The 9,575-nt window shown below is 67.7% G+C and carries 9 protein-coding genes and 1 pseudogene; all 10 read right to left on the reverse strand.

Annotation, left to right across the window (positions count from 1 at the left end; genetic code table 11):
* Positions 1-108: 108 nt before the first annotated feature.
* The gene (locus VGB60_RS09455; RefSeq protein ID WP_331038016.1) at positions 109-270 is read right to left on the reverse strand and encodes a hypothetical protein; all 162 of its coding nucleotides are present in this window, start codon (positions 268-270) and stop codon (positions 109-111) included.
* A gap of 161 nt (positions 271-431) precedes the next feature.
* The gene (gene lpxB, locus VGB60_RS09460) at positions 432-1,601 is read right to left on the reverse strand and encodes a lipid-A-disaccharide synthase (protein ID WP_331038017.1); all 1,170 of its coding nucleotides are present in this window, start codon (positions 1,599-1,601) and stop codon (positions 432-434) included.
* Positions 1,598-2,443 carry a UDP-2,3-diacylglucosamine diphosphatase gene (gene lpxI / locus VGB60_RS09465; protein WP_331038018.1) on the reverse strand — a complete coding sequence of 282 codons (846 nt, stop codon included), beginning with the start codon at positions 2,441-2,443 and terminating at the stop codon, positions 1,598-1,600. Before lpxI ends, lpxB begins: the two co-directional genes overlap by 4 nt.
* Positions 2,440-3,228 (reverse strand): acyl-ACP--UDP-N-acetylglucosamine O-acyltransferase, encoded by a 789-nt coding sequence (gene lpxA, locus VGB60_RS09470; protein WP_331038019.1) that lies wholly within the window; start codon positions 3,226-3,228, stop codon positions 2,440-2,442. The genes lpxI and lpxA overlap by 4 nt, the downstream gene beginning before the upstream one ends.
* A complete protein-coding gene (gene fabZ, locus VGB60_RS09475) occupies positions 3,225-3,692 on the reverse strand; it encodes a 3-hydroxyacyl-ACP dehydratase FabZ (protein WP_331038020.1) in 468 nt (155 codons plus the stop codon). Before fabZ ends, lpxA begins: the two co-directional genes overlap by 4 nt.
* Before the next feature lie 25 nt (positions 3,693-3,717).
* Complete coding sequence (gene lpxD, locus VGB60_RS09480) at positions 3,718-4,719, reverse strand: UDP-3-O-(3-hydroxymyristoyl)glucosamine N-acyltransferase (protein ID WP_331038021.1); 1,002 nt, start codon at positions 4,717-4,719, stop codon at positions 3,718-3,720.
* Between the two features lie 10 nt (positions 4,720-4,729).
* Complete coding sequence (locus VGB60_RS09485; protein WP_331038022.1) at positions 4,730-5,308, reverse strand: OmpH family outer membrane protein; 579 nt, start codon at positions 5,306-5,308, stop codon at positions 4,730-4,732.
* A 32-nt stretch (positions 5,309-5,340) separates the two neighbouring features.
* The gene (gene bamA / locus VGB60_RS09490) at positions 5,341-7,758 is read right to left on the reverse strand and encodes an outer membrane protein assembly factor BamA (protein ID WP_331038023.1); all 2,418 of its coding nucleotides are present in this window, start codon (positions 7,756-7,758) and stop codon (positions 5,341-5,343) included.
* A 32-nt stretch (positions 7,759-7,790) separates the two neighbouring features.
* Positions 7,791-9,005 carry a M50 family metallopeptidase gene (locus VGB60_RS09495; protein ID WP_331038024.1) on the reverse strand — a complete coding sequence of 405 codons (1,215 nt, stop codon included), beginning with the start codon at positions 9,003-9,005 and terminating at the stop codon, positions 7,791-7,793.
* A gap of 23 nt (positions 9,006-9,028) precedes the next feature.
* Positions 9,029-9,575 (reverse strand): annotated as a pseudogene (locus VGB60_RS09500) (1-deoxy-D-xylulose-5-phosphate reductoisomerase); the annotation flags it as partial.

Below are 9,575 nucleotides of genomic sequence, written 5' to 3' on the forward strand. Positions count from 1 at the left end.
TCGAAGCGGCGGAAGCGCCATGGTCCAACGGACGGTCGCCCAGACACGGGGCAGAGGTCACGCAGGTTAGGGGGCCGCGAACGGCTCGGGCTGCAGGCACAGTCGGAGCTAGAGATCGCGCCGCGTCTCCAGGAAATGCCACACCCCGATGAAGCCGACTCCTCCCAGCATGCCGACACGAACCCAGACCGTGAGATTTCCGGCGATCGATCCGACCAGCCCCCCGGTCGCCGCCCCGGCCATCAAACCCAAGAAATATCTAATCACCATGTCGCGCCTCTGAGCGGGAATATGGGTCAACACTCGACCGCCAGCAGGGCTCCCTCCTAAAACCGCTCTTCGGCGGCGGTTGCAGCTCAGCCAGCGCTCGCCCGCCGTGACTGGCGAATGCGATGGTGGCTGGCGGGGTAGGCCGAGGGCGACGAGCGGACCTACCCTGCCGCCTTGGCCGCGATCACCCTCAGCACGGCGTCCGCCGCGATCTCTGACGGGTTGCGACCCTCCCGGCCCATCAAGTCAAGCGCCAGCGTCTGCCGCGCCGCCTGATTTCCCCGCGCCGCGGGGTCTGAGAGCAACCGCCCGACCTCGCCCGCGACCTTCTCCGGCGTGGCGTCGGTCTGGATCAGTTCCTTCGCGATCTCCTCGTCGGCGGCGTGGTTGAACAGGGTCGCGAACTTGCCGGTGAAGAACGGCTTCATGATCGCATAGCTGAGCGGCTGGAAGCGGTAGGCGATCACCATGGGCGCGCCGGCCAGCGCCAGTTCGGTCGACACCGTGCCGCTGGTCGCCAGCGCCACCGTCGCGGCTCTCATGGCGGCGTACTTCTCAGGCTCCGCGACCAGATGCGCGCGGAAGGGCCAGGCGGCGATCCGCGCCGTCACGTCGTCGGCCACGGTGCCGGCCGCGACGACCGCCACCTCCAGGCCGGGGTTTTCGCGCTTCAGCTTTGCGACCGCCGCCTCGTAGACGGGCGTCATCAGGCGGATTTCGCTCGGACGGCTGCCGGGCAGCACCAGCAGCAGCGGCGCGTCGGGCGCGATGCCCCGCGTCGACCGGAAGGCCTCGGGATCGGCGTTGGTCATATCGACGTGCAGCGCCTGCGAGCCCACGACCGTCGTGGCCAGCCCCTCCCGTTCGAACCAAGGCGCGTCGAAGGCGTAGAGCGCCAGCAGGTGGTCGACCGACGCGGCCAGCGTCTTCGCCCGCCCGGGTCGCGAAGCCCACACCTGGGGGCCGACGTATTTGATCAGCGGCACGCCGGGCAGCGCCCCCTTCAGGGCCCCGGCCACGCGGATGGTGAATCCCCAGCTGTCGATCAGGACCACGGCGTCCGGCTTCTCAGCCACCGCCAGCGCCACTGTGTCGGCCACTCTCCGCTTGACCAGTCCGTATGCCCTCAGGCCCTCGAGCCAGCCGAGGATCGAGAGGTCCGCGATGTCGAAGGGGCTCCGGACGCCCTGCTCCGCCATGCGCGGGCCGCCGACGCCGACGAAGACCACGTCATCGCCCAACCGCGCCTTCAGCCCTTCGGCCAGGCCGGCTCCGAGCGCGTCGCCCGACGCCTCTGCGGCCACGAGCATGACCTTAAGTGGACGGCTCACCGCGTTTCGCCCCAGACGAACAGGCCCAGCCGGTCAGCGGCGGCGACGATTTCTTCCCGATCGATCAGGATCAGCTTGCCGGCGATCCCGCCGACGCCCGCTAGGCCGGCGGCGGCGGCCATCTCCACCGTCCGCGAACCGATGACTGGCATGTCGACCCGCAGGTCCTGGATCGGCTTCGGCGCCTTGGCGAGAACCCCCTTGGGCTCCGTCGAGGAGCCTCGAAGGTCGGCGGGCAGGCTCGCCACGCGCGCCAGCATGGCGTCCGTGCCCTCCTGCGCTTCCACCGCCAGCACCAGACCGTCGCAGACGACAGAGCCTTGACCGATGTCGAGTTCTCCTGCCTTTTCCGCCACGTGCAGGGCTTTCCTTAGATCAGAGAGCTGCTCTTCCGTCGGCGTTATCCCGCCAATGGCGCCGGCGGCCAGCGTCTCTCCGCCGAGGATGTCGTCCGCGCCTTCGATGACGTAGCCCTCCCCTTCGAACACAGAGAGTATCTTCCGCAACAGGGCGTCGTCGCCCTTGCTCGCGGCGGCGATGATGCCCGGCAGCAGGGTGGCGCCCTTGAAGTCCGGCTTCAGGCTCTTGAAGTCCGGCCGGCTGACGGCGCCCGCGAAGGTGACGGCCTCGCAGCCGGCCTTCTTCAGCGCCGAAAGCACCCGGCCGATCTCGGCAATCCCCGCCTCGACCCCGGGATAGCGGGCCAGATGCGGGTCGGCGAACCCGGTCAGCCGCACCACGAACACCGGACGCCCCTCAGCCTCGCATCGGGCCGCGACGGACACGGGCAAGGCTCCGCCGCCGGCGATCAGGCCCAGCTTTCCTGCGTGCGGCCGGCTCATTCGCCCGGCAGGCACAGCGGCCGCTTGCCGCTGGCGCGGATGAAGGCGGTGATCTCCATGATCTCGGGCAGCTCGGCGTAGCCGGTCTCGACCGTGCCCACCCGCTCCGCGAAGGTGCCGCCGCCTTCGAACAGATCGCGATAGGCCGCCAACAGACGGCGCACGGCCGACTTGTCGTAGCCTTTGCGCTTAAGCCCGATCAGGTTGAGACCGTGTAGCCGCGCATGATTGCCCCAGGCCGAGCCGTAAGGGATCACGTCGCGCGTTACGGCTGCAAGGCCGCCGATGATCGCGCCCTGCCCCACCCGGCCGAACTGATGCACGGCCGCCAGCCCGCCGAGGAAGACCCGGTCGCCGATCTCCGTATGGCCGCCCAGCGTGGCGTGGTTGGCGAAGGTGACGTTGTCGCCGACCAGCGCGTCGTGACCGACGTGAGCGCCGGTCATGAACAGGCAGCCCTTTCCAACCCTTGTCACGCCGCCCCCCCCGGGAGTCCCGCGGTTGAGCGTGCTGTGCTCGCGGATCAGGCAGTCCTCGCCGATCTCCAGCCGCACCGGCTCGCCCTTGTAGCCGCCGTGCTGGGGATCTCCGCCGATGACGCAGAACGGGTGGATGACGGTGCGCGCCCCGACGGTGGTGTCCTGCTGGACAACGGCGTGACTGATGAGACGCACGCCCTCCTGAAGCACCACGCCGGGCCCAACCACGCACCATGGGCCGATCTCGGCCGTGTCCGCGACCTGCGCGGCGGCGTCGACCACGGCGGCGGGGTGGATTCGGCTCACGCGTTCACCGGCTGGTCCACGGTCACGACCATGGCCGCGAAATCGGCCTCGGACGCCAGCTTGCCGTCGATGAAGGTCTCGCCGCGGAACTTGAAGATGTCGCCGCGTCTCTTCGTCACCACCACCTGCATCCGCAGCTGGTCGCCGGGTCGGGCGGGCTTGCGGAAGCGGACGCCGTCGATGGACATGAACATGATCACCTTGCCCTCGACCGCCACATCCATCGACTTGGACATCAGCAGGGCGCCGGTCTGGGCCATGGCCTCGATGATCATCACGCCGGGCATGACCGGGTCGATGGGGAAGTGGCCGGGGAAATAGGGCTCGTTGTGCGTGACGTTCTTGATGCCGGTGATCGAGGTGTCGGCCACGAAGTCCTCGGCCTTGTCGACCAGCAGGAACGGATATCGGTGGGGCAGCCGCCGCATCACTTCGGCGTAATCGATCTTCCCGTCGTCGCTCATCCTGCGGCCTTCCTCGCCGTCGCGCTTACGAACGCGCCTTCCCGGACGCCTGTTTGGAGAGCCAGACCGTTTCGCGCAAGAACTGACGGATGGGTTTGGCCGGATAACCGGACCAGGTCTCTCCCGCCGGGATGTCGGCCAGCACGCCGGCTCCCGCGGCGACGCGCGCGCCTTCGCCGATCCGGATGTGGTCGCCGATGCCGGCCTTGCCGCCGAAGATGACGCCGTCACCCACGATGACGGAGCCCGAAATACCGGTGTTGGCCGCCAGCAAACAGTTGCGTCCGATGACGCAGTTGTGGCCGATCATGACCAGATTATCGATCTTGGTGTTCTCGCCCACGATCGTGTCGTCATAGGCCCCGCGGTCAATGCAGCTGTTGGCGCCGACCGAGACGCCGTCCTGCAGGATCACCCGGCCCAGTTGCGGAATGTCGACGGGACCGGTGCTTGAGCGGGCCGCTCCGAAGCCAGGTTCGCCGATGCGCGCTCCGGCCAGAAGCCGGACACGGTCGCCGATCAGGGCGAAGCTGACGCTGGCGTTGGCGCCGATGTGGCAGTCCCGTCCGATCTGGACGCCCGGGCCGATGACGGTGTTGGCGCCGATGCGGCTGCCGCGCCCGATGCGCGCGCCCTGCCCAAGCACCACGCCCGGCTCCAGCACGACGGTGTCGTCCTCAAGCGCATCTCCGGCGGTCGAGCGGGCCAGAGCGAGGGGGCGATGCAGCAAGGCCGATGCGCGCGCCCAGGCCGCCTGAGGCTCATCCGAAACGACCACCGCGGAAGCCGCCGGCGCGTCGTCGACCGCGACGGCGGGCACGATCACGCAGCCGGCGGCCGTGGTCGCCAGCGCCGCCGCGAATCTACGATCTCCAAGGAAGGCCATGTCGGCCCGTCCCGCCGAAGCGAGCGGCGCCACGGCGGAGATCATGCGCTCCCCGCCGCGTTGCACCCTGCCCCCGATCCGCTCCGCCAGTTCGCTGACGCTCAGCGCCGGCAGACTCTCGAAGAAGCGCGGATCGGGCATGTCGGTTGAATTACTGAGCGGGCTGCGCCGGCACCTGCATCCGATTGAAGCTCAGGGTCGGCAGGGCCGCGTTCACGCGCTGGATGATTACGTCGGTGATGTCCATCGCCGGGTTGGCGATGTAGACGGCCGAGCGGTCGAGCAACAGGCCGCAGCCACGCTCCTGGTAGACGGCGACCAGGATCGGGTCGGCGGCTTGTGCGATGGCCCGGATCTGCATCTGCTGGGTGTATTGCAGCTCCTGCTGGCGCGTCTGCTCCAGCTGCTGGGCTTCCTGCGCCCGCTGCTGCAGCGCCTGGCGGCGCGAGCCGTCCGGATCGGCGGTGGCGCCGCCCTGCTGGAGCTGCTGCGCCTCGGTCTGGATCGTGGCGGCGTAGGGCTGGAGCTCGCCCTGCACCTCGGTCACGAGGCGCTGCATGCCGGCCTGAACGGCCTGGCCGGCGGTGGACTGGGCCAACATCCGGTCATTGTGGAACACGCAGACGCCCGGGATCACCGGACCGGGGTTGGCCGGAGCCTGGGCCTGGGCGGCGGCGGAGCCGGCGGCCAGCGAAGCGAGCGCGAAGGCGCCGATAGCGAAAAGTTTCATCTTGGACCTTTTGGACGGGGATCGCCCCCGCACTAGAACTGGGTTGAGGTGCTGAAGCGGAACGTTTCTGTCTTGTCGTACTCTTCCTTGCCGAGGATGTGGCTAAGGTCGAAGCGGATCGGGCCCATCGGCGACCGCCAGTGGATGCTGAGACCGGCCGTGGCGCGAAGCTCGAGGTCATCGACGATCGTGGGATCGGGATTGCCCTGCGAATTGACGGTGTAGCGGTCATCGAGGACGCCCACGGTGCCCACATCGGCGAACAGCGAGGTCCGGATTCCGTACTGCTCGGGCAGGAAGTTCGGAACCGTCAGCTCAAGCGTGCCGATGGCGTAGAAATTGCCGCCGAGCGCGTCGGTCGTTGTCAGGTCGCGGGGACCAAGTCCCGCGGTCTCGAAGCCGCGGAAGCTGTTGCCCCCCTTGAAGAAGCGGTCGTTGATCCGGATCGGATCGCCGCCCCAACCGCCGATATAGCCGGTCGACGCCGAGGCGGTGACGATCCAGTTCGGGGTGATGCCCCAATAGGCCGACACTTCCGCCTCGGTCTTCACATAGTTCACGTCGCCGCCCAGGCCGGCGAAATCCTGGATCAGGCGGCCGGTCCAGCCGCGCGTCGGCCGGATGGGGTCGTTGCGGCGATCGACGATCAGGGTGTAACCCGCCGACGAGTTCAGGAAGGACCCGACTTGATCGCATAGGGCGGTGGAGCCCTGCCCGTTGGCGTTGCAGTAGCCCTGCGGAACGATGATCTCATCGCTCTTCAGGAAGTAGCGGGTGCTCAGCAGGGTGTAGCCGTTCAGCGGATAGGACAGCCGGACGCCGCCGCCGGTCGAGCGATAGTCGTACGACGAGTATTCGCTCAGGTCGTAACGCGAGTGGAAGGCGTCAAAACCGGCCCGGAGATCCCGACCGAGGAATTTCGGCTCGGTGAAGCGGAAATCGACCTGCTGGCGCAGCGAACCCCATTCGACCCGAGCCACAACGTTCTGGCCGCGGCCGCGGAAGTTTCGCTCGGTGATGCCGAGGTTGACCACGAAGGAGTCGATGGAGCTGAACCCCGCGCCGACCGACAGTTCGCCCGTCGGCTGTTCCTCGACGGTGACATTGACGACCGACCGGTCAGGGGCCGACCCGCGGGCTTCCTCGACGGTCACGTCCTTGAAGAAGCCCAGCGCGCGAAGGTTGTTACGCGACCGCTCCAGCAGGGTGCGGTTGAAGGCGTCGCCCTCGGTCAGCATCATCTCGCGGCGGACCACATTGTCGAGCGTGCGCGTGTTGCCGATGATGTTGATCCGATCGACGTAGACGCGCTGGCCCTCCTTGACGTTGAAGGTCACGTCGACGGTGTCGGTCTCGGGATTGGCGCGGTAGCTCGGCTCGATCTCGACGAAGGCGTAGCCGGCCGAGCCCGCGGCGAACGTCAGGGCGTCGACCGCCGTTTCGATCTTGTCGCTCTCGTACAGATCCCCTGACTTGATCGGCAGCAGCAGCTTGAGGAATTCCGGGTTCAGCCGGTCGTTCTCCGTGACGACGTCGACCGTTCCGAAATTGTAGCGATCGCCCTCGTCCACCGTCATGGTGATGCCGAAGGCGCTGTCGTCGGGCGACAGCTCGGCGATCGCGGACAGGACGCGGAAATCGTAATAGCCGCGGTTGGTGTAGAACTTCCGCAGCTGCTCCCGGTCGTAGTCCAACCGGTTCGGATCATAGTTGTCGTTGGTGGTGAACAGCCGGTACCAGGCCGACTGCTGCGTCACCATCACTTCGCGCAGGTCGGTGTCCGAGAAGGCCTGGTTGCCGAGGAAGGTGATCGCGCGGACCCCCGTTTCAGGACCCTCGTCGATCTCGAAAACCACGTCGACGCGGTTCTGGTCCAGCTGGACCAGCTTGGGCGTGACGGTCGCCGAGATGCGGCCCGACAGCCGATAAAGTTCGACGATCTTGCCGACGTCTTCCTGCACCCGAGCGCGGGTGTAGATGCCGCGCGGCTTCAGCGTGACCTCTTCGGTCAGCTTCTTCTCGCTGAGGGCGCTGTTACCCTCGAACACGACCTGGTTGATGATCGGATTCTCGACGATCTCGACGATCAGGTCGCCGTTCTGGACGCCCAGCTGGACATCCGCGAACAGCTGGGTTCGGGTCAGGGTGCGAACGGCGACGTCCAGCACCGCGGGATCGACGACGTCGCCCGGCTGGATCGGGAGGTAGGACAGGATCGTGGTCTGGTCGATCCGCTGGTTGCCGCGGACCAGGATGCGGTTGATCTGCAGCCGCTCTTCCTGGGGAGCGACCGCCGCCTGCGGGGCCGCCTCGACGGGCGGGGCGGGCTGGCTGTCGGGCGCCGTCTGGGCGAGCGCGGGCCCGGCCAGGCCGGCGGCGACCACAAGGGCCAGCAGGCTGGGGCTCAGGCGCCGGGCGATAGGGAGGACTGACGCGTCTTGTCGGATCATGCGGGGACCATCGGAGGGCTGGCGTCGGCTCATCAGGCGAGCCCGCCGAGGAATTTGAACAGGCTTAGCTTTTGCAAGTCGTTCCAGGTGGCGAACAACATCAATCCCGCCAGCAAAGCAAGACCGACGCGATAGCCGACCTCCTGAACCTGGGCGGGTACGGGTCTGCGCGCTACAGCTTCATAAGCGTAGAACAGCAAATGCCCCCCATCCAGAACCGGAATCGGCAACAGATTTACAATGCCAATTCCGATCGAAACTATGGCGGCGAACTGAAGAAACGTCAGGGCGAGGTTCGCGGCGATGAAGGCGGGGTCGGGATTCGCCTGAACCGCCTGTCGCGTGACCCCCCCGGCCGCCTTGGCGATGCCGAGCGGCCCGTTCAGCAGGTCGCCCGATTCCTTGCCGGTGAAGATGCGGCCGATATAGGTCGCGGTGGTGCCCACGGTGTCACCGATGGCGTCCATCCCCTTGGCGCTCGCCTCAAGCGGATTCAGTCGCCGATAGGTGAAATCCTGCGGCAGAGGAGACATCTCGAGGCCGATGCGGGCGATCCGGACCTGACCGGCCAGTTCGTCCTGTTCGAGGCGCCGCTGGGGCGTCGCGGTCAGGTTCACGGTCTGCCCGGCGCGGTCGACGGTGAACCGCAGCGGATCGCCGGCGCTCATGATGACCCGGCGGGTGACCTCGGCGCCTTCACGCACGGGCTGTCCGTTTACCGCCACGATCAGGTCGCCGGAGCGGAAGCCCGCCTCCGCCGCCGGCGTGCCGGGGGCCACGCGCGCCACCCTCGGGGCGACGATCTGCTCGCCGACGACGCTGAACAGGACCGTGAACAAGACCACGGCCAGCAGAAAGTTGGCCGCCGGGCCCGCCGCCACGATGAGCGCCCGCTGCCAGATCGGCTTGAAGTGGAAATAGTCGCGTTCGGCCCCCGCCCCGTTCTCGGCGATCACCCGCTGGCGCAGCTCGGCCAGGCCGGCCTGATCCGGCACGCTGGAGGCGTCCAGATCACCCGAGAATTTGACGTAGCCGCCCAACGGCAGCCAAGCCAGCCGCCACTCCGTGTCGCGCCGGTCCGTCCACGAAACGATGGTCTTGCCGAACCCCACCGAAAACCGGTCGATCTTCACTCCGAAGGCGCGCGCCACGAGGAAGTGGCCCAGCTCGTGGATGGTGACGATGAACGTCAGCACCAGCAGGAAGGGCACGATGTAGAGCAACGCCTGGCCGATGAAGCCCGTCATGCGGATCTTTTACCCCTTGCCGCTCAGGCCGCGGCGGCCAAGCCGTCGATGATCTCGTCCGCCATGCGGCGCGCCTCGGCGTCGATGGCGAGGGCGGCGTCGCAGGCAAAGTTGATGCGCGAACCCAATCCCGACGCGGCCGCGCGCTCCAACGTGTCGGCGACGACTGCGGCAATATTGAGAAAGGCCAGACGACGGTCAAGAAAGGCCAGTGCAGCGGCCTCGTTGGCGGCGTTGAATACCGCGGGCGCCGCGCCGCCGGCCTCAAGGGCCTCGCGCGCCAGCCTCAGCGCCGGGAAGCGGCTCTCGTCAGGCGCCTCGAACGTCAGCCGGCCCAGCTCCGCGAGGGCAAGCCGGGGGGCGGGCCACCCCATCCGGTCCGGCCACGCCAGCGCGCAGGCGATGGGCGTCTTCATGTCCGGCGGCCCAAGCTGGGCCAGCGTCGAGCCGTCGACGTATTCCACCATGCTGTGAATGATCGACTCGGGATGGACCACCACGTCGATCCGGCCGACGGGCATTGCGAACAGATAGGCGGCCTCGATCATCTCGAGGCCCTTGTTCGCCATG

This window comes from Brevundimonas sp., assembly GCF_036399195.1.
Taxonomy (GTDB): domain Bacteria; phylum Pseudomonadota; class Alphaproteobacteria; order Caulobacterales; family Caulobacteraceae; genus Brevundimonas.

Excerpts from the sequence above, each read along its gene's own strand:
- VGB60_RS09455 (WP_331038016.1), bottom strand. The coding sequence starts at position 270 with ATGGTGATTAGATATTTCTTGGGTTTGATGGCCGGGGCGGCGACCGGG.
- lpxI (WP_331038018.1), bottom strand. The coding sequence starts at position 2,443 with ATGAGCCGGCCGCACGCAGGAAAGCTGGGCCTGATCGCCGGCGGCGGA.
- fabZ (WP_331038020.1), bottom strand. The coding sequence starts at position 3,692 with ATGAGCGACGACGGGAAGATCGATTACGCCGAAGTGATGCGGCGGCTG.
- lpxD (WP_331038021.1), bottom strand. The coding sequence starts at position 4,719 with ATGCCCGATCCGCGCTTCTTCGAGAGTCTGCCGGCGCTGAGCGTCAGC.
- VGB60_RS09485 (WP_331038022.1), bottom strand. The coding sequence starts at position 5,308 with ATGAAACTTTTCGCTATCGGCGCCTTCGCGCTCGCTTCGCTGGCCGCC.
- bamA (WP_331038023.1), bottom strand. The coding sequence starts at position 7,758 with ATGATCCGACAAGACGCGTCAGTCCTCCCTATCGCCCGGCGCCTGAGC.
- VGB60_RS09495 (WP_331038024.1), bottom strand. The coding sequence starts at position 9,005 with ATGACGGGCTTCATCGGCCAGGCGTTGCTCTACATCGTGCCCTTCCTG.